This is a genomic window from Arthrobacter sp. UNC362MFTsu5.1, from assembly GCF_000685965.1.
Taxonomy (GTDB): Bacteria; Actinomycetota; Actinomycetes; order Actinomycetales; family Micrococcaceae; genus Arthrobacter.
Map to the genome: position 1 here is coordinate 26,083 of NZ_JMLE01000023.1, position 22,281 is coordinate 48,363.

21 protein-coding genes are annotated in these 22,281 nt (G+C 67.2%); 16 read left to right on the plus strand and 5 right to left on the minus strand.

Annotated elements, in window-relative coordinates:
• Positions 1-86 precede the first annotated feature (86 nt).
• From BS38_RS0118460 to BS38_RS0118490, 7 genes are all read left to right on the plus strand, one after another.
• The gene (locus tag BS38_RS0118460) at positions 87-1,694 is read left to right on the plus strand and encodes a carboxyl transferase domain-containing protein (protein WP_028272146.1); all 1,608 of its coding nucleotides are present in this window, start codon (positions 87-89) and stop codon (positions 1,692-1,694) included.
• A gap of 5 nt (positions 1,695-1,699) precedes the next feature.
• Positions 1,700-3,946, plus strand: a complete 2,247-nt coding sequence (locus tag BS38_RS0118465) for an acetyl/propionyl/methylcrotonyl-CoA carboxylase subunit alpha (RefSeq protein ID WP_028272147.1) — start codon at positions 1,700-1,702, stop codon at positions 3,944-3,946.
• Between the two features lie 67 nt (positions 3,947-4,013).
• A complete protein-coding gene (locus tag BS38_RS0118470; RefSeq protein ID WP_028272148.1) occupies positions 4,014-5,177 on the plus strand; it encodes an acyl-CoA dehydrogenase family protein in 1,164 nt (387 codons plus the stop codon).
• Positions 5,178-5,238: 61 nt separating this feature from the next.
• Positions 5,239-6,039 (plus strand): CoA transferase subunit A, encoded by an 801-nt coding sequence (locus BS38_RS0118475; protein ID WP_028272149.1) that lies wholly within the window; start codon positions 5,239-5,241, stop codon positions 6,037-6,039.
• A 2-nt stretch (positions 6,040-6,041) separates the two neighbouring features.
• A complete protein-coding gene (locus tag BS38_RS0118480) occupies positions 6,042-6,809 on the plus strand; it encodes a CoA transferase subunit B (protein WP_028272150.1) in 768 nt (255 codons plus the stop codon).
• On the plus strand, positions 6,806-7,363 hold the full coding sequence (locus BS38_RS0118485; RefSeq protein WP_028272151.1) for a MaoC family dehydratase: 558 nt from the start codon (positions 6,806-6,808) through the stop codon (positions 7,361-7,363). The genes BS38_RS0118480 and BS38_RS0118485 overlap by 4 nt, the downstream gene beginning before the upstream one ends.
• Before the next feature lie 2 nt (positions 7,364-7,365).
• Positions 7,366-8,199 (plus strand): HpcH/HpaI aldolase/citrate lyase family protein, encoded by an 834-nt coding sequence (locus BS38_RS0118490; RefSeq protein ID WP_028272152.1) that lies wholly within the window; start codon positions 7,366-7,368, stop codon positions 8,197-8,199.
• Between the two features lie 103 nt (positions 8,200-8,302).
• Here the strand turns inward: BS38_RS0118490 and BS38_RS0118495 are convergent, their stop codons facing one another.
• The 4 genes from BS38_RS0118495 to BS38_RS0118510 all read right to left on the minus strand — a co-directional run bounded on the left by BS38_RS0118495 (position 8,303) and on the right by BS38_RS0118510 (position 11,822).
• Positions 8,303-8,695, minus strand: coding sequence for a universal stress protein (locus tag BS38_RS0118495; protein ID WP_028272153.1), 393 nt, complete (start codon positions 8,693-8,695; stop codon positions 8,303-8,305).
• Between the two features lie 72 nt (positions 8,696-8,767).
• Positions 8,768-10,306: a tripartite tricarboxylate transporter permease gene (locus BS38_RS0118500; protein ID WP_028272154.1), complete on the minus strand. Its 1,539-nt coding sequence runs from the start codon at positions 10,304-10,306 to the stop codon at positions 8,768-8,770.
• Positions 10,306-10,818: a tripartite tricarboxylate transporter TctB family protein gene (locus BS38_RS0118505; RefSeq protein WP_028272155.1), complete on the minus strand. Its 513-nt coding sequence runs from the start codon at positions 10,816-10,818 to the stop codon at positions 10,306-10,308. Before BS38_RS0118505 ends, BS38_RS0118500 begins: the two co-directional genes overlap by 1 nt.
• Entirely contained in the window at positions 10,815-11,822 is a 1,008-nt protein-coding gene (locus tag BS38_RS0118510) for a Bug family tripartite tricarboxylate transporter substrate binding protein (RefSeq protein WP_028272156.1), read from the minus strand. The genes BS38_RS0118505 and BS38_RS0118510 overlap by 4 nt, the downstream gene beginning before the upstream one ends.
• Positions 11,823-12,089: 267 nt before the next feature.
• Here BS38_RS0118510 and BS38_RS25630 point away from each other — a divergent pair, with 267 nt between their 5' ends.
• Both BS38_RS25630 and BS38_RS0118520 read left to right on the plus strand, forming a co-directional pair.
• Positions 12,090-13,712: a sensor histidine kinase gene (locus tag BS38_RS25630; protein ID WP_051629013.1), complete on the plus strand. Its 1,623-nt coding sequence runs from the start codon at positions 12,090-12,092 to the stop codon at positions 13,710-13,712.
• Positions 13,709-14,395 carry a response regulator gene (locus BS38_RS0118520; protein WP_028272157.1) on the plus strand — a complete coding sequence of 229 codons (687 nt, stop codon included), beginning with the start codon at positions 13,709-13,711 and terminating at the stop codon, positions 14,393-14,395. The genes BS38_RS25630 and BS38_RS0118520 overlap by 4 nt, the downstream gene beginning before the upstream one ends.
• Here the strand turns inward: BS38_RS0118520 and BS38_RS0118525 are convergent.
• Positions 14,387-15,853, minus strand: a complete 1,467-nt coding sequence (locus BS38_RS0118525; protein WP_028272158.1) for a lipase maturation factor family protein — start codon at positions 15,851-15,853, stop codon at positions 14,387-14,389. The genes BS38_RS0118520 and BS38_RS0118525 overlap by 9 nt on opposite strands.
• A 117-nt stretch (positions 15,854-15,970) precedes the next feature.
• Here BS38_RS0118525 and dxr point away from each other — a divergent pair, with 117 nt between their 5' ends.
• The 7 genes from dxr (at position 15,971) to BS38_RS0118560 (ending at position 22,248) form a co-directional block, all read left to right on the plus strand.
• Positions 15,971-17,155 carry a 1-deoxy-D-xylulose-5-phosphate reductoisomerase gene (dxr, locus tag BS38_RS0118530; protein WP_028272159.1) on the plus strand — a complete coding sequence of 395 codons (1,185 nt, stop codon included), beginning with the start codon at positions 15,971-15,973 and terminating at the stop codon, positions 17,153-17,155.
• 18 nt (positions 17,156-17,173) lie between these two features.
• On the plus strand, positions 17,174-18,505 hold the full coding sequence (locus BS38_RS0118535) for a M50 family metallopeptidase (RefSeq protein ID WP_028272160.1): 1,332 nt from the start codon (positions 17,174-17,176) through the stop codon (positions 18,503-18,505).
• 105 nt (positions 18,506-18,610) lie between these two features.
• On the plus strand, positions 18,611-19,285 hold the full coding sequence (locus BS38_RS0118540) for a hypothetical protein (protein ID WP_028272161.1): 675 nt from the start codon (positions 18,611-18,613) through the stop codon (positions 19,283-19,285).
• On the plus strand, positions 19,282-19,845 hold the full coding sequence (locus BS38_RS0118545; protein WP_028272162.1) for a hypothetical protein: 564 nt from the start codon (positions 19,282-19,284) through the stop codon (positions 19,843-19,845). The genes BS38_RS0118540 and BS38_RS0118545 overlap by 4 nt, the downstream gene beginning before the upstream one ends.
• 42 nt (positions 19,846-19,887) lie before the next feature.
• A complete protein-coding gene (locus BS38_RS0118550; RefSeq protein WP_028272163.1) occupies positions 19,888-20,181 on the plus strand; it encodes a YciI family protein in 294 nt (97 codons plus the stop codon).
• A 50-nt stretch (positions 20,182-20,231) separates the two neighbouring features.
• On the plus strand, positions 20,232-21,398 hold the full coding sequence (gene ispG, locus BS38_RS0118555; RefSeq protein WP_028272164.1) for a flavodoxin-dependent (E)-4-hydroxy-3-methylbut-2-enyl-diphosphate synthase: 1,167 nt from the start codon (positions 20,232-20,234) through the stop codon (positions 21,396-21,398).
• Positions 21,361-22,248 (plus strand): GNAT family N-acetyltransferase, encoded by an 888-nt coding sequence (locus BS38_RS0118560; RefSeq protein ID WP_028272165.1) that lies wholly within the window; start codon positions 21,361-21,363, stop codon positions 22,246-22,248. Before ispG ends, BS38_RS0118560 begins: the two co-directional genes overlap by 38 nt.
• Positions 22,249-22,281: the final 33 nt, after the last annotated feature.

The window sequence follows — 22,281 nt, forward strand, 5'->3', positions numbered from 1 at the left end:
TAGAGACTAACCTAAATCTCAGTTATGCGGTACTAACCGAATCGCTCAGGACGGCCTTGCCAGGCGTCCGGGAACGGAAGCAGTCAATGGAGACAATCGCCAGCCTGGTGGACACCGGCAGCGCCGCCTACGCCGCGAACCGCGAGGCCCAGCTGGGGCTGGCCCGCGAGCTAAAGGAACGCCTCGCCACAGCAGCGCTCGGCGGCCCGGAGAAGTCCCGGGAACGCCATGTGGCACGCGGCAAGCTGCTGCCCCGTGAGCGCATCGACCAGTTGCTTGACGACGGCAGCCCCTTCCTCGAGATCGCGCCCCTCGCGGCGAACGGCATGTACAACGATGACTCGCCGGGGGCCGGTGTCATCGCCGGGATCGGCCTGGTGCACGGCCGGCAGGTGCTGGTCATCTCCAACGACGCCACGGTCAAGGGCGGCACGTACTACCCGATGACGGTGAAGAAGCATCTCCGGGCGCAGGAAATCGCCCTGGAGAACCGGCTGCCCTGTATCTACCTCGTGGATTCCGGCGGGGCGTTCCTGCCCAAGCAGGACGAGGTCTTCCCGGACAAGGAGCACTTTGGCCGGATCTTCTTCAACCAGGCGAAGATGTCCGCGGCCAAAATCCCGCAGATCGCCTCCGTGATGGGCTCCTGCACGGCCGGCGGCGCCTACGTCCCGGCCATGAGCGACGAAACCGTGATCGTCCGCAACCAGGGCACCATTTTCCTGGGCGGCCCGCCGCTGGTGAAGGCCGCGATCGGCGAGATCGTCACGGCGGAGGAACTCGGCGGCGGCGACGTCCACTCGAAGATTTCCGGCGTCACTGACCACCTGGCCGAGAACGATGAGCACGCCCTCCAGATCGTCCGTGACATTGTCTCCACCCTGCCGAAGCCGGCCGCGCCCGTCTGGGACGTGGACACCGCCGTCGAGCCCGCGGCTGACCCGGACGAGCTCTACGGAACCGTCCCCACCGACGTGAACGCCCAATACGACGTACGCGAGGTGATCGCGCGGCTGGTGGACGGCAGCCGTTTCCACGAATTCAAGAAGAACTACGGCACCACCCTGGTCACCGGTTTCGCCAAGCTGCACGGACACCCGGTGGGCATCGTGGCCAACAATGGCGTGCTGTTCAGCGAGTCCTCGCTCAAGGGCGCCCACTTCATCGAGCTCTGCGACCAGCGGGGCATCCCGCTGGTCTTCCTGCAGAACCTCTCCGGCTTCATGGTGGGCAAGGACTATGAACAGGGCGGCATCGCCAAGAACGGCGCCAAGATGGTCACCGCCGTCGCCACGGCACGCGTGCCCAAGCTGACAGTGGTGATCGGCGGCTCCTTCGGTGCAGGCAACTACTCCATGTGCGGACGCGCCTATTCGCCGCGGTTCCTCTGGATGTGGCCGGCGTCGCGGATCTCCGTGATGGGCGGCAACCAGGCCTCCGGCGTCCTCGCCACCGTCAAACGCGACCAGTACGAGGCCCGCGGCGAGGAATGGTCGGCCGAGGACGAGGAAGCCTTCAAGGCCCCGATCAAGCAGCAGTACGAGGACCAGGGCAGCCCGTATTACTCCACCGCGCGCCTCTGGGATGACGGCGTCATCGACCCCGCGGACACCCGCACCGTCCTGGGACTGGCGCTCGACGTCGTCTCCCGCACCCCGCTGCCGGAGACCTCCTTCGGCCTTTTCCGGATGTGACAGCCATGACTACTCCTTCAACTCCCCAGCAGCCGGCGCCGGCCGCGAAGCCGCTCTTCGGCACCGTCCTCGTCGCCAACCGCGGCGAGATCGCCTGCCGTGTGATCCGCACCCTCCGCGACCTCGGCATCCGGTCTGTGGCCGTCTACAGCGACGCCGACGCCGGTGCCCGCCACGTGCGCGAAGCCGACGCCGCCGTGCGCATCGGCCCCGCCGCGGCAGCCGAGAGCTACCTCAAGATCGATGCGATCATCCAGGCGTGCCGCGAGAGCGGAGCCGATGCCGTGCACCCGGGCTACGGCTTCCTCAGCGAGAACGTCGACTTCGCCCGCGCCCTGGAGAAGGCGGGCATTACCTTCATCGGCCCCGGCGTTGAATCCCTCAACGTCATGGGGGACAAGATCCGGTCCAAGAACCACGTGTCCGGCTACGGCGTGCCCGTGGTTCCGGGCATCGCAGAGCCGGGCATGACTGACGCGCAGCTGATCGACGCCGCCGCCGGAGTGGGCTTCCCGCTGCTGATCAAGCCGTCCGCAGGCGGCGGCGGCAAGGGCATGCACATCGTGGAGCGCCCCGAGGACCTGGAAGCCACCCTGGCCACCGCCCGCCGGGTCGCAGCCAGCGCTTTCGGTGACGACACCCTGTTCCTGGAACGTCTCGTGACCACGCCGCGCCACATCGAGGTGCAGGTCCTCGCGGACAACCATGGCAACGTCATCCACCTGGGGGAGCGCGAGTGCTCCCTGCAGCGCCGCCACCAGAAGGTCATCGAGGAAGCCCCCTCGCCGCTCCTGGAATCCCTCCCCGACGGCGCCGCCGTCCGTGCGCGGATCGGCGAGGCAGCCTGCAACGCGGCCCGCAGTGTCCACTACAGCGGTGCCGGCACCGTCGAGTTCCTGGTCTCGGACAACGCGCCGGACGAGTTCTTCTTTATGGAGATGAACACGCGACTGCAGGTGGAGCACCCGGTCACCGAAATGGTCACCGGAATCGACCTGGTCGAATGGCAGGTGCGCATCGCCGCCGGCGAGGAACTCACCGTCCGCCAGTCCGACGTCGTTCTCAACGGGCACTCGGTGGAGGCGCGCGTCTACGCCGAAGTCCCGGAACGGAACTTCCTGCCGTCCACCGGGACTGTGCTGCAGCTCGACGAAGTGCCGGGCCCAAGGCAGCGCCCCGGCGCCCCCGCCCGCAACGAAGTCGAGACAGCAGGTGGCCGCATCCGGGTGGACTCGGCCCTGTTGGAGGGGCTGGAGATCTCCTCCAGCTACGACCCCATGGTTTCCAAGGTCATCGCGTGGGGGCAGGACCGCACTGCCGCCCTGGACACCCTGGACCGCGCGCTTGCCGACTACACGGCACTGGGCATCGACACCAACGTCGAATACCTGCGCCTGCTCATCAACGACGCCGACGTCCGCGCCGGGCGCCTCGACACCGGCCTGATCGAACGGAAGATGCCGGACTTCAGCTTCCGGCGCGCGGGCGACGCCGAACTTATTGTCGCCGCCTTGTACGCCCTGGACCAGGCGGAAGAACAGCTCCGGAGCGGACCTGCGGCCGGCCCGTGGCGGCGCCGCAACGGTTGGCGAATCGGCGCCGCGGCGCCGCGGCGGATCAGTCTGGGAACCTCCGACGGCGGCGTCGCCACGGTGGAGGTGAGCCGGCCTGCGGCAGGGGAACCGGCCACTGTGCGCGTGAACGGAGGGCCGCAGCTCACGGCCCTCCTCCAGTACCCGGGTCGCCAACGTCCGGTGCTCACCCTCAACGGCGAAGTCAGCAGGTATGGGCTTGTACCGGTGCACACCGGTCAGCCCGCCCAGAGCTGGCTCGAGCCCGATCCCCGCGTCCTGTCGGAAGTCTTCCTCGGCAACGACGGCTGGTCCTGCCGCCTGGAAATCCTCACCCGCGAAACCCGGCTGGCACGGGTTCTGGCGGCGATCGAACGCGAGGAAGGCGCGGCTGATCCGGCGGTGCGCTCGCCGATGCCAGGCACCGTGGTGTCCGTCTCCGTCAGCAACGGCGACACCGTGCAGGCCGGCCAGGTCCTGGTCTCGGTGGAGGCTATGAAGATGGAGCACCAGCTCGTGGCGCCCCTCGACGGCACGGTCCACATCAGCGCCAGGTCCGGTGACCTGGTCAAGGCAGACCAGGTGCTTGCCACGGTCCACCCCGCCGAACTGCCTACGGCGGAGAACGCAGCCGAGGACGCGGTGGAGGAATCCGTCATCGCCATGGGCGCGGCGGACTAGCACCCCCGCTTCAACACCAAATACATCAAACAGACCCGATTCACAGTTCAGACAAGGAAGTCCCAACATGGCTGATTTTGAGCTCAGCGAGGAATACCAGGACCTCAGCAACACCGTCCGCGAATTCGCCGACGAAGTGGTGGCGCCGGTGTCCGCCAAACACGACGAGGAACACAGCTTCCCGTACGAAGTCGTCAAGCAGATGGCGGACATGGGGCTCTTCGGCCTCCCCTTCCCGGAAGAGTTCGGCGGCATGGGCGGGGACTACTTTGCCCTCGCCCTGGCCCTGGAGCAGCTGGGGCGGGTGGACCAGTCCGTGGCCATCACGCTGGAAGCCGGAGTTTCACTGGGTGCCATGCCCGTGTACCGCTTCGGCACCGACGCCCAGAAGGAGGAGTGGCTGCCGTCGCTGGCCTCGGGCCAGGCGCTCGCCGGCTTCGGCCTGACGGAACCCGAAGCCGGTTCCGACGCGGGCGGAACGAAGACCACAGCCCGGCTCGAAGGGGGTGAGTGGATCATCAACGGCAACAAGGAGTTCATCACCAACTCCGGTACGGACATCACCAAACTGGTCACAGTCACGGCCGTCACCGCAAAACACGAGCGCGGGGACGGCAGCATCAAGAAGGAAATCTCCACCATCCTGGTGCCCACCAGCACACCCGGATTCAAAGCGGAGAAGGCGTACAACAAGGTGGGCTGGAATGCCTCCGACACCCACCCGCTCACGCTCAAGGACGTCCACGTGCCGGAGGCGAACCTCCTCGGCGAGCAGGGCCGCGGCTACGCGAACTTCCTGTCCATCCTGGACGAGGGCCGCATCGCCATCGCCGCCCTGGCCACGGGAGCGGCCCAGGGCTGCGTGGACCTGTCGGTGAAATACGCGAAGGAACGCAGCGCGTTCGGGCAGAACATCGGCAAGTACCAGGCCATCGCATTCAAGATCGCCCGCATGGAAGCCCGGGCCCACACGGCACGGCTTGCCTACTACGACGCCGCGGCACGGATGCTTGCCGGGAAGCCGTTCAAGACGCAGGCGGCCATCGCTAAGATGGTCGCAGGCGAGGCAGCCATGGACAACGCGCGGGACGCCACCCAGGTGTTCGGCGGCTATGGCTTCATCAACGAATTCACCGTGGCGCGCCACTACCGCGACTCCAAGATCCTTGAGGTCGGCGAGGGCACCACGGAGGTCCAGCTGATGCTGATCGCCCGCGAACTCGGCCTTTAGCTTCCCCGTCGGGGAGCCACCAGGGGCCCGAACCAGCGCGTGTAACCAGGAAGGATCGATGATGATTGACAAGGTTGTTGCCAGTGCCGAGGCCGCGGTTGCCGATATCCCCGACGGCGCCTCGCTCGCCGTCGGAGGCTTCGGGCTGTGCGGCATCCCGGTTGCACTGATCGACGCCCTCCACCGGCACGGGACCACGGACCTGGAAACCGTCAGTAACAACTGCGGGGTGGACGACTGGGGGCTGGGCATCCTGCTGAAGGACGGCAGGATCCGCCGCACCGTCAGCTCCTATGTCGGGGAAAACAAGGAGTTCGCCCGCCAGTACCTCTCCGGCGAACTCGAGGTGGTGCTGACCCCGCAGGGGACGCTCGCGGAGAAACTGCGCGCCGGCGGCGCCGGCATCCCGGCGTTCTACACGCCCGCCGGCGTCGGAACCCAGGTGTCCGACGGCGGCCTGCCGCAGAAGTACGACGCCGACGGCAGCATCGCGATCGCCTCCGCGCCCAAGGAAGTCCGCACGTTCAACGGCGCGGACTATGTGCTGGAGGAGTCGCTCACCCCGGATTTCGGACTCGTCCACGCCTGGAAGGGCGACCGGCACGGAAACCTCGTATTCCACGCCACGGCCATGAACTTCAACCCGCTGTGCGCCATGGCCGGCCGGATCACCATCGCCGAGGTGGAGGAACTGGTGGAGCCGGGCGAACTGGATCCCGAACACGTCCACGTTCCCGGCATCTTCGTCCAGCGGGTGGTCCTCGCACCGCAGGGCGAGAAGCGCATCGAAAAGCGGACGGTCGCAGTGTCCGCCGGCGCCGCCGGAGCACCAAAACAGGTAGCAGAGCAGGCAGGAGCATAGCCGTGGAATCGATCAACACGCCGGGCGCCCCGCCCCGCCCCGAAGCCGTCCGCCACGAGTACCGGCCGTCCGCCGTCGGACATCCCGAGGGCACCAGCCCCGAAACGAAAGGCTGGACCCGCAACGAACTGGCCGCCCGGGTGGCCCGCGAACTCCACAACGGGCAGTACGTCAACCTCGGCATCGGGATGCCCACGCTGATCCCCAACTACATCCCGGCGGGTATCGAAGTGGTCCTGCACTCGGAAAACGGCATCCTGGGCGTGGGGCCGTATCCCGCGGAGGACCAGGTGGACCCGGACCTGATCAACGCCGGCAAGGAAACCGTCACCGTGAACAAGGGGGCCGCGTTCTTCGACTCCGCGACCTCCTTCGGCATGATCCGCGGCGGCCATGTGGATGTGGCAGTGCTCGGCGCCATGGAAGTGGCGCAGAACGGCGACCTGGCCAACTGGATGATCCCGGGCAAGATGGTCAAGGGCATGGGCGGCGCCATGGACCTGGTGTTCGGGGCCAAGCGTGTGATCGTGATGATGGAGCACGTGGACCGCAGCGGCAAGCCCAAGATCGTCCAGCAGTGCACGCTGCCGCTGACCGGCAAGGGGTGCGTGGACCGGATCATCACCGACCTCGCCGTGATCGACGTCGTCACCGAAGGCGGTTCCTCCCGCCTGGTGCTGCGCGAACTGGCCCCCAACGTGACAGCCGAGGAAGTCGCCGCGGCCACGGGGGCGGAACTCTTCGAAGAAGACCAGGAACTGACCGTATGACCAGTGCTGAGCCGGAACAGAGTGCTGAGGAGGCTTCGACGGGCTCAACCACCGCCGGCCCGCGCGTCGTCGAACAGCGGGGCCTCTACTTCGAGGAGCTGGAAGAAGGGGTGGTCTACGCGCACCGCCCGGGCCGGACGGTGACCGAGACGGACAACGTCCTCTTCACCACCATGACCATGAACACCCAGGCCCTGCACCTCGACGCCGCCTGGAGCGCCGGGCAGCCGTTCGGGCAGCGGCTGATGAACTCGATGTTTACGCTGGCCACCGTGGTGGGGCAGTCCGTCCCGCAGCTGACCCAGGGAACCATCATTGCCCAGCTGGGACTGACCGACGTCTCGTTCCCGCACCCGCTGTACCACGGCGACACCCTGTACACGGAGACGGTCATCACCGGCAAACGCCTGTCCTCGTCCCGTCCCGGGCAGGGAATCGTGACTATGCGGCACACCGGCCGGAACCAGGACGGCGTGGTGGTGGCGCTGGCCTCGCGCAGCTGCCTGATGTGGACGCGCGAGGCGCACGAAGCCGCCGAAAAGAGGACAATCTAAGCATGACTTTCCTGATGGGTCCCGCCCTGCTCTTCTGCCCTGCCGACCGTCCCGAGCGCTACCAAAAGGCCGCAGAGCGTTCCGACGCCGTGATCGTGGACCTGGAAGACGCCGTCGCCCCTGCCGACAAGCAGCGCGCCCGCGGCGCCATCCTCGCCCAGCTCGGCGCCACCGGCGACGTCCCGGAACTGGATCCCAGCCGGACGATCATCCGGATCAACCCGGCCGGCACGGAGGAGTTCGAAAAGGACCTGCACTGCCTCAAGCACACCCCGTACCGGCATGTGATGCTCGCCAAGGCCGAGAACGCCGGCCAGCTGAAGGCGCTGGAGGGCTACAGCGTGATTGCGCTCTGCGAGACGGCCGCCGGAATCATCAACGCCGCCGCCATCGCCGCCGAACCCAACGTGGTGGGCCTGATGTGGGGTGCCGAGGACCTGCTCGCATCGCTCGGCGGTACCTCCAGCAGGAACGACGACGGCGGGTACCGGGCAGTGGCGCTGCACGCCAGGTCAACAGTGCTGCTTGCGGCGGGGGCCTTCGGCAAGGAGGCCATCGACGCGGTGTACGTCAACATTCCGGACCTGGACGGGCTGGCAGCCGAGTCACGCGACGCCGTCGCCTCGGGGTTCGGGTCCAAGGCCTGCATCCACCCCAGCCAGGTTGCCGTGGTCCGGGGCGCCTACGCTCCCGCGGAATCCGACGTCGCAGCCGCCAAGGAACTCCTCGAGGCCGCCGCCGCCGCCGGGAGCGGCGTGTTCCAGTTCAACGGAAAAATGATCGACGGCCCCATCCTGAAGCACGCGGAATCCACCCTGCGGCGCGCCGTCCGCTAGGAACGCCCCGCAAAGCGCAAAGCGCAAAGCCACAGGCCGGGAGTCGTTGGACTCCCGGCCTGTGGCTTTCCATGATGCTCCGGCCCGATAGAGCCGCAGGGTGCTAGCCGGCCTTCACCGCCAGCACCGGGCAGTCCGCCTCGAGCAGGATCCGCTGGGACGTGCTCCCCAGGATCAGTTTGCCCACCGGGGTGCGGCGGCGCAGCCCGATCACAATCAGGTCGGCGTTGTGCTCCTCCGCGGCGTCCAGTACCTCCGCGGCCGCATCGTGCCCGCGGACCGGCTGCTTGATCACGTGGTCAATGCCCTGCGTCGCGAGCCGGTCCTCGATGCTCTGGATCTCGGGCTCCTGTGCGTACCGGTTATCCACCAGCGCATCACCCTTGGACGAGTTGATGACCAGCAGCCTGCTGTTGCTCTTCCGCGCCTCGGCGATGGCCTGGGCCAGTGCCGCTTCGCCCTCGGGGGTCGGGACGTATCCCACCACGATCGTCATGGTTGCTCCTTGTTTCTGCTGGATGGTTCTGCTGAGTGCGGGTAAGGGGCGGGCAAAACGCCCGGCGGCTGTTCAGTCGCTGTAGTCGGCTGCGCCGGAGTTGGCGGGAAGCAGCGGGCGGCGCCCCGGGCGGGCCTTGCGCCAGAGCCGCATCAGCAGCGGCCAGAGGAGGATGACTGCCACGATGACGTAGATGCCGACGGCGATCGGCTCGCTCCACAGCCCGGCCGGATTGCCGGCGCTGAGCTGGAGGGTCTTGCGGAGCTGCCCCTCGAGCCGCGGCCCCAGGATTACGCCCAGGATCAGCGGCAACACGGGGAGTCCGAAGCGCCTCATCATGAAGCCCAGCGCACCAAGCACCAGCAGGATGACCAGGTCGAACGCCTGCAGGTTCACCGAGTAGGCGCCCAGCGTGGCGAAGAACAGGATCCCGGCGTACAGGTACGGCCGCGGGAGCTGGAGGAGCTTCGCCCACAGCGGCGCCAGCGGAAGGTTGATGATCAGGAGCAGCAGGTTGCCGATGAACAGGCTGGCAATCAGTGCCCAGACCAGCGGTCCCTGGCTCGCGAACAGCTGCGGACCGGGCTGGATGCCGTAGGACGTGAATGCTGCCAGCATGACGGCGGCAGTCGCGTTGGTGGGCAGGCCCAGGGCGAGCATGGGGGTCAGCGTGCCCGCAGCCGCGGCGTTGTTCGCCGCTTCCGGCCCGGCAACTCCTTCGATGGCGCCGTGGCCGAATTCCTCCGGGTGCTTGGAGAGCCTTTTCTCCGTGACGTAGGAGAGGAACGTGGGGATCTCGGCGCCGCCGGCGGGGAGTGCTCCGAACGGGAAGCCGAAGGCTGTACCGCGGAGCCACGGCTTCCAGGACCGCTTCCAGTCCTGCTTGCCCATCCACGGGCGTCCCACCGGAATGACGTGCAGGGGCGTGCGGCGCAGGTGCGCGGCCACCCACAGGGCTTCACCGACGGCGAAGATGGCCACGGCCACCACCACGATGTCCAGGCCGTCCGCCAGGAGCGGCATGCCGAAGGTGAGGCGTTGCTGGCCGGTGACCGAATCCATGCCCACCAGGCCGATCGCCAGGCCCAGGCCCAGGGCCGCGAAACCGCGCAACCGGGAAGAACCCAGCACGGCGGTGACGGCCAGCAGGGCGAGCACCATGATCGCGAAGTAGCTGGGGGAGCCCAGGCTGACGGCGAACTGGACCACGATCGGCGCGCAGACGGCGAGCAGCGTGGTGCCGATGGTGCCGGCAACAAATGAACCGATGGCGGCGGTGGCCAAAGCCTGGGCCGCCCTGCCGGCTTTTGCCATCTTGTTGCCTTCGATGGCGGTGACCACCGACGAAGACTCACCGGGCGTGTTGAGCAGGATGGACGTGGTGGAGCCGCCGTACATGCCGCCGTAGTAGATGCCCGCGAACATGATGAAGGCGCTGGTGGGCTCCAGGGCATACGTGACCGGGAGCAACAGGGCCACGGTCATTGCCGGGCCGAGGCCCGGGAGGACACCCACGGCCGTACCGAGGACCACGCCGATGACGGCGTAGAGGAAATTCATGGGGGTCAGCGCGGTGGCGAAACCATCCATGAGGGAGGAGAAGACGTCCATTAGAGAATCCCTTCCAGCAGGCCGGCGGGCAGTGCGATGCCGAGGCCCAGGAAAAAGCCGTAGAAGGTCAGGATGGACAGGGCCAGGGAGATGAGGCCGTCACGGACATAGTGCCGTCCGCCGAGGGCCCACACGCTGCCCCAGAACAGCACGGTTCCGGAGATCACCCAGCCGGCCCAGTCGATGAGCAGGATATTCGCGATGAAGGCGCCCACCAGGGGGAGTACCGTCTTCCAGTCGGCGGGGTGGGCCAGGTCAACGTCCTCGCCGCCTTCCGCCTCGCCCTTGCCGCCGCGCAGCACGTTCACTGCCAGGAGCACGGCGCAGACGACGAGCAGGCCGGCCACGATGAAGGGGACTGTCCTGGGACCCACGGGGTCCGACTTGGAATAGGGTGTCGCCAGGCCGTTGGCGTCGAGGAACACCATCACCCCGGCCGCCCCGAGCAGGAGGGCGACCCCCAGCTCGGAGCGGCCTTTGAGCCGTGAGGCCAGCGTTGGTGAAGAGCTCACGCCAGGCCAAGCTTCGTGAGGACGTCCGCCACCCGCTTGTCCTGCTCGGTCAGGAAGGTCTTGAATTCGTCACCGGTGACGAAAGCGTCGGTCCAGCTGTGCGTCTTCAGCGTCTCCTTCCAGGCCTCGGTACCGTGCATCTTCTCGAGGGCTGCGATGAGGGTTGCCTTGTCGGCGTCGCTGATTCCCGGAGGGGCAACGATGCCGCGCCAGTTGGTGAACACCAGGTCGATGTTGGATTCCTTCAGCGTGGGGGCGTCAACGCCGTCCAGCCGCTCCGCGCCGCTGGTGGCGAGCACACGGACTTCGCCCGATTCAATCTGCTTGAGGTACTCACCGGCGCCGGAGGCCGCGAAGCCGAGCTTGTTGCCGAGGATGGCCGGGAGAAGGTCTCCGCCGCCGTCGTAGGAAACAAAGTTGACCTTGGTGGCGTCGATTCCCACTGCGCCTGCGAGCTGCATGGGCAGCAGGTGGTCGGGGCCGCCGGGGGAGGAGCCGCCGCCGACAGCGATGGAGCCGGGATCGGCCTTCCACGCCTTCACGAGGTCGTCGATGGTTTTGTACGGCGAGTCCTTGCTGACCATGATGGCGCCGGGCTCTTCAATGAGCTTGGCCAGCGGAGTGGTGTCCGTCAGCTTCGATGCTGACTTGTTGGTGTAGCTGGCGCCCACCACGCCCAGGCCCATCAGCATGGTGAGGTCGCCGTTGCCCTTTTCGTTGACCACGCGGGCCAGGCCCACGGTTCCGCCGGCGCCGGCGAGGTTGAAGACTTCGGTGTTGGTGGCGATCTTCTCGTCGTCGAGAACCTTCGCGGCTGCGCGGGCGGTGGTGTCATAGCCGCCGCCGGGCGTGTTGGGGACGAGGATCTGCAGCCCGGTGACGGGGCCGGCGGCAGCGCTGGAGCTGCCGCTCGTGGAGCTCTTGCCGGTGGCACCGCAACCGGTGGCCATCAGGGCGATGCCGGCGGCGACGGCGGCAATGCGCAATGCGCGGATCTGGCGCATGGTGTTCCTCTTCTCAGTAAAGTTCTTGGTCAAGCTGGTCAGCAAAACTGACTGGTGCATTTGATGCTAGGTGCGGAAGTGAGCGGCATCACTCTTGTGTACGCAGAGAAAGTTAAGTTCATTTCGTTCACGTTTCCGGCGCTCAACCGGAGCTCCTGCCAGTCTCACGGCGGGGCGGGCCGCGCATCCGCCCGGCAGGGCGCGCTGGGGTATAGTTCCGGTACCCACCCACCAGAGGAAAGAACCACAGTGACTCGACGAAGAGGAATGTCCCTCGCCGGGCAATATCTGGTCCTCCAGCTGCTGATTGTCCTGGCCGTCCTCGTCGCCGTCGTCGCGATCTCCCTCGCCCAGTCCGCAGCAGCGTTTGAGCGGATCGAGGGGCGCCGTGCCCTGTCCGCCGCTGAAGCGCTGGGCAGCAATCCCGCCGTCAGGGCGTTGCTTCCCTCCGCCGAACCGCGCGGCAGTGCGGCCCTGTCCGCGGTCGCGGAGTCGGTCCGCACAGTGTCCGGGTCCGCGCAGGTGGCGCTCGCCCGGACTGACCGTACCGTGGTGGCGTCGTCGGATCCCGGACTTCTCGGCCGTCCGCTGGAACTTGGCCCGAGCAGGGTGATGGAGGGCCGCGCCTGGACGGGCGTGGTGGGCGGAACAGCCACCCCGGTCCTTTCGGCCCACGTACCGGTCCTTGATGATTCCGGGAAAATGATCGGCATCGCGTCCATCAGCCGGAACTACCCGTCCACGTGGGAGCGGCTGGGGGACGCGGTGCCCAACCTGCTGACCTACCTTGGAGTGGCCAGCGTCCTGGGGGTTGCCGGCTCCCTGCTGCTGGCCCGCAGGGTCAAGCGGCAGACCCTTGGCATGGAGCCCAGCGAAATCTCGGGCCTGGTGGAGAACCGCGAGGCGATGCTGCACGGACTGAAGGAGGGGGTGGTGGCGCTGGACCTCCACGGCCGGATCACGGTGGCCAACGACAGTGCCCGGGCGCTGCTGGGCCTGCCCGCGGACTGCGTGGGCAAGGACCTTGCCGGCCTGCCCGTTGAACCTGCGCTCAAGGAAGTGTTGACAGGCGAGCAGCCCGGACAGGACCAGATGGTGCTGGTGGGGGAGCGCCTCGTGGTGCTCAACCGGGTGCCCATCCGGTCCAGGGGCCGCGTGATGGGTTCGGTTGCCACCTTGCGCGACCGGACGGAGCTCTCATCCCTGGAACGCGAGCTCGGGGCAACGCGTACTGCCACGGACACGCTCCGGGCGCAGGCCCACGAATTCGCCAACCAGCTGCACGTGATCTCGGGCCTGATCCAGATCGGCGAGTACGATTCCGTGGTGCAGTTCGTCAACGGCGTCACCGTGGACCGGACACGCCTCAACGACGACGTGACCAGCCGCATCCAGGACCCGGCGCTCGCCGCCCTGCTGATCGCCAAATCCAGCCTCGCAGCGGAGCGTGGCGTGCCATTGCAGCTGGATCCCGGTTCGGTGCTGGCGCCGGTGGGCGATGAGCTTTCCCGGGACCTGGCCACGGTGGTGGGGAACCTCGTGGACAACGCTCTCGACGCCGTCACGGGAGTCGCCGAAGGGGCCGTCCGGGTCCGCGTTGAGGACACTCCCGAGGAAGTGGTGGTGACGGTCCGGGACACCGGCCCCGGCATTGACGGGGCAGCGGCCGATGAGATTTTCCGGCAGGGGTTCAGCACCAAGAAGCCCGGCCCGGCCGGCGGCCGGGGCTTTGGCCTGGCGCTCTCGCGCGTCGTCTGCCGGCGGAGCGGCGGCGAACTTACGGTGGCCAACGACGGCGGGGCCGTGTTCACCGCACGGCTCAAGCGGGCGCCGTTGAAACGGACGCCCGCACAAGGGGTGCCGGCTACGGGAAGGGTGGCCGGGCCATGATCAACGTCCTGATCGTCGACGACGACTTTATGGTGGCCAAAGTCCACGCCGGGTTCATCCAGCGCACGCCGGGATTCGCCGTCGTCGGAGTTGCGCACACCGGAGCCCAGGCCATGGCGGAGACCGCCCGGCTGCAGCCCGACCTGGTCCTCCTGGACATCCACCTGCCCGACATCAACGGCCTGGACCTCATGGCCAGGCTGCGGGAAGCGGCGCCGGAACTGGACGTGCTGGTGATCAGCGCCGCCCGCGAGGTGGAGACCGTCCGCCGCGCCCTGCGTGGCGGGATTGTCCACTACCTGATCAAACCTTTTTCGCAGGCGGACCTGCAGGAACGGCTGGAGCACTACCGCAGCGCCTACCAGGGACTCGACCTGTCCAAGGACGTGGCCGAGCAATCGGACGTCAACCGGGTCTTCGGGCTGGAAAGCGCGGAACGCGCCGAACGGACGGAACCGCGCCTGCCCAAGGGCTGCAGCCCGGAAACCCTCAGCCGTGTGGTCGCTGTGCTCGAGTCCGCCGGGGCGGACTTTTCGGCCGCCGAAGTCGCGGACCTGCTGGGCACATCGCGGGTCAGCGCCCGCCGGTATCTGGAATACCTCCACGACGAGGCGAGGGTCGACGTCCGCCTCAAGTACGGTGCCGGCCGTCCGGAGCGCCGTTACGCACTCAAGTCAGCGTGACCCCGGCGGCAGGGACAGCGGCGGAATGGCCTCGTAGAGCAGGGTCCTGATCCATCGCTGGCCCGTTTCGCGGTATTCCGCCCGGGTCGCGAAGCGGTACAGGTAGCTGTGGACGCGCACCCAACGCGGGCGGGCGCCGTCGAACGGGTCCTTGCGCAGGAGCCGCAGGACAGCTCCGTCGGCTTCGAGCAGCTTGGCCAGGAAGGCGTAGAACCACTCCTCGTGGACGGTGCGCAGGGGCAGGAACCACATCAGCCAGTCCAGCCGGAGGTGGTACGGAGCCCACTGGCGCGGCAGCCGGCGGACATCGCCCGGCTTCCCGCGGAAACCGTACTCGCGCCAGTCTGAACCGTCGTCCGGTTCGTCGTCGAGCGTGCCTTCCACCACAATCTCGATCCGCAGTTTGGTCACCGTGCCGAACGCCCCGTAGGTGTTGACCAGCTGCCACCGGTTGAAGCTGGCGTTCATCAGCTGCCGGTGCTGTAGCAGGTTCCGGACCGGCCAGTAGCTGAGCACCAGCAGAAGCACCGTTACGGCAAGCACGACGGCGAGCCACCACACCGGGGTCCGCGCACCGCCGTCGGCGGCACCGTAGGTGTGCCAGTCCAGCGGAATGACGGGGAGCACGGCGTGCGCCACCGGATCGCTCACTGCGGCGAAAGCCAGCAGGATTGCCATCCAGTTCAGCCAGGCGAAGTTTCCGCTGGCCACGAGCCACAGCTGGGTGAAGACGATGATGCCCGCGGCGATGCCGGCCAGCGGTTGCGGGGCGAAGAGGAAGAACGGCACCACCAGCTGCGCGAAGTGATTGCCCAGGACCTCCATCCGGTGCAGGGGCCTGGGGAGGAGGTGCGCCTGCCGGCTCAACGGACCGGGCATCGGCTGGGTCTCATGGTGGTAGTACAGGGCGGTCAGGTCGCGCCACTCGCTGCCGCCGCGGATTTTGATCATGCCGGCGCCGAACTCGAGCCGGAACAGCAGCCACACCAGCAGGATCAGGATGGTCCGGGGCGGCGGTGTCTGGTCCGAGCCAAGGAAGGCCACCGTGAAGCCGGCCTCCAGGAGCAGCATCTCCCAGCCGAAACCGTAAAAGGTCTGTCCCACGTTGACGATCGACATGTACAGCAGCCACAGTGCCAGGAAGGCGATCATCGGCAGCCAGGGCGGTCCCAGCTGCGGAAGTCCCAGGACGAGCGTGGCCGAAACGGCCATGCCGCACCAGCAGACGAGCCGCAGGAGGCGGTCCGAGTAGCGCCACAGGAACAGGCTGGGCCGGCGGCGCCGCCGGAAGCTGTCCAGGTAGTCGGGGACCGGGAGCAGCCCGCGCTCGCCGAGCAGCGCCGGGAACTGGTTGCGGCAGGAGAGGAACGCCACAAGGAAGATCGTCGCGACGCCGCGCTGCAGCACCTGCCGGGCAAATTCATACTCCGGCGCGTCGAACCATGCGGCCCACTCCACGCTGTTCACGTTACGCCTGCCGCGCACGGCGTCAATGACCCCCGGTACCTGCCCGCCGGAACGTCCGCCGGAGCGTCCGGCGGCGGCGGGACGGCCTGCGTGCGGGATACTTAACGGATGCAGCCACGCAGAATCGTTCTCCTCGGATCCACCGGTTCCATCGGCACCCAGGCGATTGACGTCGTCGACGGCGCCCCGCACCTTTTCGAGGTTGTGGCACTGAGTGCAGGCGGCGGGAACCTGGACCTCCTTGCCCGCCAGGCGGTCCATACGAAGGCCAGGGCCGTCGGTACGGCCAGCGGCGATGCGTCCGCCTTGCAGGAACTGATCGACGACGCCGCCCGCGCGGCCGGGGTGACCGGCTACCGCCCGGAGATCATCACCGGCCCGGACGCCTCCACCAGGATTGCGGAAATCGGGGCCGACGTGGTGCTCAACGGCATCACCGGCTCGATCGGCCTGGCGCCAACGCTGGCGGCCTTGAAGTCCGGCGCCACGCTGGCGCTTGCCAACAAGGAGTCGCTGATCGTGGGTGGCGCCCTCGTGAAGGCTGCCGCCCGGGAAGGCCAGATCGTCCCGGTCGATTCAGAGCATTCGGCCATCGCGCAGTGCCTCCGGTCCGGGACAGCCGACGAGGTGGACCGGCTCATCCTGACGGCCTCCGGCGGACCCTTCCGCGGCAGGACCCGCGAGGAGCTCCACAACGTCTCGCCGCAGGATGCCCTGGCGCACCCCACCTGGGACATGGGCCTGATGGTCACCACCAACTCCGCCAGCCTGGTGAACAAGGGCCTCGAGGTGATCGAGGCGCACCTGCTGTTCGACATCCCGCTGGACCGCATCGACGTGGTGGTGCATCCGCAGTCCGTGGTCCATTCCATGGTGCAGTTCGTGGACGGCTCCATCATCGCCCAGGCCTCGCCGCCGGACATGCGCCTTCCCATCGCCCTCGGGCTGGGCTGGCCGGACCGGGTGCCGAAGGCAGCCGCGGCGTGCGACTGGACCCAGGCGACCAGCTGGACGTTTGAACCGCTGGACACTGAAGCATTCCCCGCCGTTGGCCTGGCCAAGGACGCCGCCAAGCAGGGGAGCACCTACCCGGCCGTGTTCAACGCCGCCAATGAAGAGGCCGTGATGGCCTTCCACGCCGGCCGGATCCGGTTTACCGACATTGTGGATACCATCGAAGCGGTGCTCAGCGAACACCCAGGATCTTCCGGGCTGACAGTGGAGTCCGTACTGGATGCTGAAGCGTGGGCACGAGCGCGCACCCACGAACGTTTAGCAGTGAGCAGTCTCTAGGAAGCAGCAGATCTCAGCATGAGTCCCGTCATTCTCTTTATCCTCGGTGTCGTCTTTGTGGCGATCGGCATCGCAGTCTCCATCGCGCTGCACGAGGTGGGCCACCTCGTTCCGGCCAAGCTGTTCAAGGTGCGGGTCACCAAGTACATGATCGGCTTCGGCCCCACCCTGTGGTCCAAGCGCAAGGGGGAGACCGAGTACGGCATCAAGGCGATCCCGCTGGGCGGCTACGTGTCCATGATCGGCATGTACCCGCCGAACAAGGACGACGGCACGGTGCGTCCCTCCAGCACCGGCATGTTCCAGACCCTCGCCACCGAGGCGCGCTCCATGGCCCACGAGGAAGTGGGACCCGGCGATGAGAAGCGGGTCTTCTACCGGCTGCCGGTGTGGAAGAAGGTCATCGTGATGCTGGGCGGCCCTGCCATGAACCTGCTGATCGGGGTGGCGCTGACGGCCGTGCTCCTGATGGGCTTCGGGATCAGCACCCCCACCACCACCATCGCGGACGTCTCCAAATGCCAGGTCAAGGCCGGGGAAACGGTGGACCCGGATTCCGCCGACTGCAAGCTCACTCCAGCAGCTGCGGCGCAGCTCAAGCCCAACGACACCATCACCTCCTTCGACGGCAAGGCGGTGACCAGCTGGGAGGAACTGACAGGCTGGATCCGCGCCTCCGCGGGACGGGAAGTCAGCATCACGGTGGTACGCGACGGTTCGCCCGTCACCACCACTGTGACGCCGGTGCTCTCGGCGCGGCCGGTCATCGGCGCCGACGGGCGGCAGGCCGCCGATTCGAACGGGACCCTGCAGTACCAGGAAGTCGGTTTCCTGGGGATCGGTGCCCAGACCGCCCTGGTGGCCCAGCCGGCGTCGTCCGTGCTGCCCATGGCGGGGGAAAACATCCAGCAGGTTGCCGGCGTCGTCCTGAACCTCCCCGCACGGGTGGTGGGCGTTGCCAAGGCGGCCTTCAGCGAAGAGCCCCGCGATCCCAACGGGCCCATCAGCGTTGTTGGTGTGGGCCGCGTGGCCGGTGAAGTTGCCGCCATGGAGCAGGTTCCGCTGCAGTCCAGGCTGGCCGCCCTGGTGGGATTGCTGGCCGGACTGAACTTCGCGCTCGCGGTGTTCAACCTGGTCCCGCTGCTGCCCTTGGACGGCGGCCATGTTGCCGGCGCGCTGTATGAAGGAGCCCGACGGCGGCTGGCCAAGCTGTTCGGCCGGCCGGACCCCGGGGCGTTCGATATCGCCAAGCTCCTGCCCGTGACCTACGTCGTGGCTGCCCTGCTGATGGGCATGAGTGCCCTCCTGATCTACGCGGACATCGTCAAGCCCGTCAACCTGTTTGGCTAATCAGCCCATTCCGGCTTGGATTCCATAATCAGCTCTTTTTGACTGATGTTAATAAATCAGCCGAAAACGATTGATGTTTGGAAATCAGTCGATTATGTTTGCGGTATGTACGTTCTCACCATCGACCAGCGCGGCAGCACCGGGGACCGGGACCGCGTTCCCGGCCTGCTTGCCGAGCTCCACCGGAAGTCCACAGCCGGCCGGTTCGAACGTTCCGTCGGCGACGAAGTCCAGGGGGTGGTGGAAAAGCCTGCGGAAGTGGTGGACATCGCCCTTCATTGCCTGCGCAGCGGCCAGTGGTACGTGGGAATCGGAGTGGGGGCAGTTGACCTCCCGTTGCCGGCCAGCCCGCGGGAAGGATCCGGTGCGGCGTTCGTCGCCGCCCGGCTGGCAGTGGAAAAAGCCAAGTCCGCCGCCGCCCATGTTCCCTTGTCCGTGATTCCCGGCGGGCTGCGCCGCGGCGGTGCGGCGCCCCCGGAGGCAGGAACCGGCATCAGGGCCTGCGCGAACGCCGAGGCAGTCCTCCGGCTGATTGGCCGGCTGGTGCAGGACCGCACGGAGGCCCAGTGGAAAGTGGTGGACACCCTCCGCGCACTGCAGCAGGACGCGTCAGTCAGGCACGGCAGCCAGAAGCTGGCCGCAGCAAAACTCGGAATCACGGAGCAGTCGGTGAGCCGCGCCGTCCTGAGGTCCGGCTGGCAGGAAGAATGGGCGGCGAGGCCCGCCGCAGAGATGCTCCTGGCCGTGGCCCATGACGCCGTGCTGGAAGGAAACAGGTGAACGCCCTCTGGATTACCCTCGCCCTGCTGACGGCTGGTTTCGCCGGCTGGCCTGTCACCGCGCTGGTGTTCCGGTTGGCCCGGACCATCGACGACAAGGCGGACGCGGCCACGGCGGCAGAAGACCGCGCCGCCCGGGACCGTGCCGCCGACGAAGCTGCCAACGACCCCGCCGCCGATGTCACAGTGGACCGGGCCGCCGCGGACAGTGAATCAGCGGGCCGGGAAGCCGTCGACGGCGAGATCACCGTAGCCGGAGACGTGGCCGCAGACGCTGCCGGAAAGGTGCCTGCAGCGGCGGGCGCTCCGCCGGCACCAACCACACGGATCCTGCGCGGAGGAGCCATCATCGGCGTCCTGGAACGGCTGGCTGTGTGCCTGGCCATCCTGACGGGGCAGCCCGTGGCGATCGCCTACGTCGTGGCCATCAAGGGTCTGGGGCGCTTCGCGGAACTGAAAGAGACTCCTGTTGCTGCAGAGAGGTTCATCATCGGAACGCTGTCATCCATGCTGTGGGCCGCCGGAGTCGCTGCCCTCGTCAAGATCCTCTTCCTTAGCTGAACCGGATACATACTCCGGCGGGCAGGGCGATAGGGTATCCGTATGACTGTTTTTGCTGTTGAGTACGTATACGCCGCTGAGTCCACCGAAGCACGGAACGCCGCCCGCCCGGCACACCGGGAATGGACCGCTGCCCTTGCCGGTGAAGGCGCACTCCTGGCCAGCGGGCCTTACGGCGACGGAGCCGGTGCCCTGCTGATCTTCAAGGCCGCCGACGAAAACGCGCTGAACGGGATCCTCAAGCAGGATCCTTTCGCTGCCGCCCAGGTCATTGCGGGCACGCGCACCACGGAATGGAACCCGGTGACCGGCCTGCTGGCCGAGCACGCCGCTTAACCCGCCGGAACCACCCCACCATCGATACTTCGACCTAAATAGGAGTCCACGTGACCTCGGTCAGCCTGGGAATGCCGTCAGCACCGCCACCCGTCCTCGCACCCCGCAGGAAAACCCGCCAGATCAAGGTGGGCTCGGTGGGCGTCGGCTCGGATTCGCCCATCAGCGTGCAGTCGATGACCACCACGCCCACCACGGACATCAACGCCACGCTGCAGCAGATTGCTGAGCTGACGGCCTCGGGCTGCGACATCGTGCGCGTGGCCTGCCCGTCAGCGGACGACGCCGAGGCGCTGCCGATCATCGCGCGGAAGTCCCAGATCCCCGTCATCGCGGACATCCACTTCCAGCCCAAGTACGTCTTCGCCGCCATCGAAGCGGGTTGCGCGGCGGTTCGCGTCAACCCCGGCAATATCCGCAAGTTCGATGACCAGGTCAAGGAAATTGCCCGTGCCGCCAAGGACCACGGCACGTCCATCCGGATCGGCGTCAATGCCGGATCGCTGGAGCCCGGAATCCTCAAGAAGTACGGCAAGGCAACTCCCGAGGCTTTGGTGGAGTCGGCTGTCTGGGAGGCATCGCTGTTCGAGGAGCACGGCTTCCACGACTTCAAGATCTCCGTGAAGCACAACGACCCCGTGATCATGGTTGCCGCGTACGAGATGCTGGCCGAGCAGGGCGACTGGCCCCTTCACCTGGGCGTCACCGAAGCCGGGCCTGCCTTCCAGGGCACCATCAAGTCCGCCACGGCCTTCGGCGCCCTCCTGTCCCGGGGAATCGGCGACACCATCCGTGTTTCCCTTTCGGCTCCTCCGGTCGAGGAAATCAAGGTGGGCAACCAGATCCTGCAGTCGCTGAACCTGCGTCCCCGCAAGCTCGAAATTGTTTCCTGCCCCTCCTGCGGCCGCGCCCAGGTGGATGTGTACACGTTGGCCGAGCAGGTGACGGCCGGCCTGGAAGGGATGGAGATCCCGCTGCGTGTTGCCGTGATGGGCTGCGTCGTCAACGGACCGGGCGAGGCCCGCGAAGCTGACCTGGGCGTCGCCTCGGGCAACGGCAAGGGACAGATCTTTGTGAAGGGCGAGGTCATCAAGACTGTCCCCGAGAGCGAAATTGTTGAGACACTGATCGAAGAGGCCATGAGAATCGCTGAAGAGATGGGGGAGGCCGATGGCGAAGATGCTGTCAAGGGTAGCCCCGTGGTTAGCGTCTCGTAGGGAGACCGCAGGATCCGGTATCTCAATCCGGGTCCTGTCCGGTCCGGACACTGCCACGCTGCGGGAGTTGGCCAGGAGGGACGTTGTAGCCAACGTCTTCATCCTGTCCCACCTGGCGGCCACGGGAACAGCCGCGCCCACCATGGGCGGGGCCAGCATCTTTGGCGTGTTCGACGGCGACACCCTGGTGGGTGCGTGCTGGGCCGGAGCGAACCTCGTTCCGGTGCAGCTGGACCCGGACCTTGCCGGGCTCGTGGCCGAGCACGCACAACGCTCCGGCCGCCGGTTCGCTTCCATCTTCGGCCCCGCCGAAACGGTCCTGGCCATGCATGAACAGCTGGAACAGCTGGGGCAACCGGCGCACGAGGTTCGCGCGGACCAGCCGCTGATGACCATCGCAGGCCCGCCCGGCGTGCCCGCTAACACGGAGCTGGGTGTCGGCCAGCTCGCCGACTTCGACAGGATCCTGCCCGCCTGCGCCGCCATGTTCGAAGAAGAAGTGGGATATTCGCCGTTCCTGGGCGGCCGCGAGTTTTACAGCAGGCGCGTGGAAGGCCTCATCAGGCAGGGCCATTCCCTTGTCCACCTCGATGGGGACGGCCAGGTCATGTTCAAGGCCGAACTCGGCGCCGTCACCCCTGAGGTGACCCAGGTCCAGGGCGTCTGGATGAACCCCTCCTTCCGCGGCCTCGGACTCAGCGCCGGCTACATGGCCGCCGTCGTTATGCTGGCGCAGAAACTGGCGCCCATCACCAGCCTGTATGTCAACGACTACAACGCCCGGGCGCGGGCCACCTACGAGCGGGTGGGCTTCCACCAAGTGGGCACCTTCGCTACAGTTCTGTTCTAGCTGGCCCCAACGGCCGGCGTTCGAACTTATTGG

What these genes read in the sequence shown, in the direction of transcription:
- BS38_RS0118495 (WP_028272153.1), bottom strand. Translation starts at nt 8,695, where the DNA reads ATGACGATCGTGGTGGGATACGTCCCGACCCCCGAGGGCGAAGCGGCA.
- BS38_RS0118510 (WP_028272156.1), bottom strand. Translation starts at nt 11,822, where the DNA reads ATGCGCCAGATCCGCGCATTGCGCATTGCCGCCGTCGCCGCCGGCATC.
- BS38_RS0118535 (WP_028272160.1), top strand. Translation starts at nt 17,174, where the DNA reads ATGAGTCCCGTCATTCTCTTTATCCTCGGTGTCGTCTTTGTGGCGATC.
- BS38_RS0118460 (WP_028272146.1), top strand. Translation starts at nt 87, where the DNA reads ATGGAGACAATCGCCAGCCTGGTGGACACCGGCAGCGCCGCCTACGCC.
- BS38_RS0118490 (WP_028272152.1), top strand. Translation starts at nt 7,366, where the DNA reads ATGACTTTCCTGATGGGTCCCGCCCTGCTCTTCTGCCCTGCCGACCGT.
- BS38_RS0118470 (WP_028272148.1), top strand. Translation starts at nt 4,014, where the DNA reads ATGGCTGATTTTGAGCTCAGCGAGGAATACCAGGACCTCAGCAACACC.
- BS38_RS0118540 (WP_028272161.1), top strand. Translation starts at nt 18,611, where the DNA reads ATGTACGTTCTCACCATCGACCAGCGCGGCAGCACCGGGGACCGGGAC.
- BS38_RS0118475 (WP_028272149.1), top strand. Translation starts at nt 5,239, where the DNA reads ATGATTGACAAGGTTGTTGCCAGTGCCGAGGCCGCGGTTGCCGATATC.
- BS38_RS0118550 (WP_028272163.1), top strand. Translation starts at nt 19,888, where the DNA reads ATGACTGTTTTTGCTGTTGAGTACGTATACGCCGCTGAGTCCACCGAA.
- dxr (WP_028272159.1), top strand. Translation starts at nt 15,971, where the DNA reads ATGCAGCCACGCAGAATCGTTCTCCTCGGATCCACCGGTTCCATCGGC.
- BS38_RS0118560 (WP_028272165.1), top strand. Translation starts at nt 21,361, where the DNA reads ATGCTGTCAAGGGTAGCCCCGTGGTTAGCGTCTCGTAGGGAGACCGCA.
- BS38_RS0118500 (WP_028272154.1), bottom strand. Translation starts at nt 10,306, where the DNA reads ATGGACGTCTTCTCCTCCCTCATGGATGGTTTCGCCACCGCGCTGACC.
- BS38_RS25630 (WP_051629013.1), top strand. Translation starts at nt 12,090, where the DNA reads ATGTCCCTCGCCGGGCAATATCTGGTCCTCCAGCTGCTGATTGTCCTG.
- BS38_RS0118465 (WP_028272147.1), top strand. Translation starts at nt 1,700, where the DNA reads ATGACTACTCCTTCAACTCCCCAGCAGCCGGCGCCGGCCGCGAAGCCG.
- BS38_RS0118485 (WP_028272151.1), top strand. Translation starts at nt 6,806, where the DNA reads ATGACCAGTGCTGAGCCGGAACAGAGTGCTGAGGAGGCTTCGACGGGC.
- BS38_RS0118520 (WP_028272157.1), top strand. Translation starts at nt 13,709, where the DNA reads ATGATCAACGTCCTGATCGTCGACGACGACTTTATGGTGGCCAAAGTC.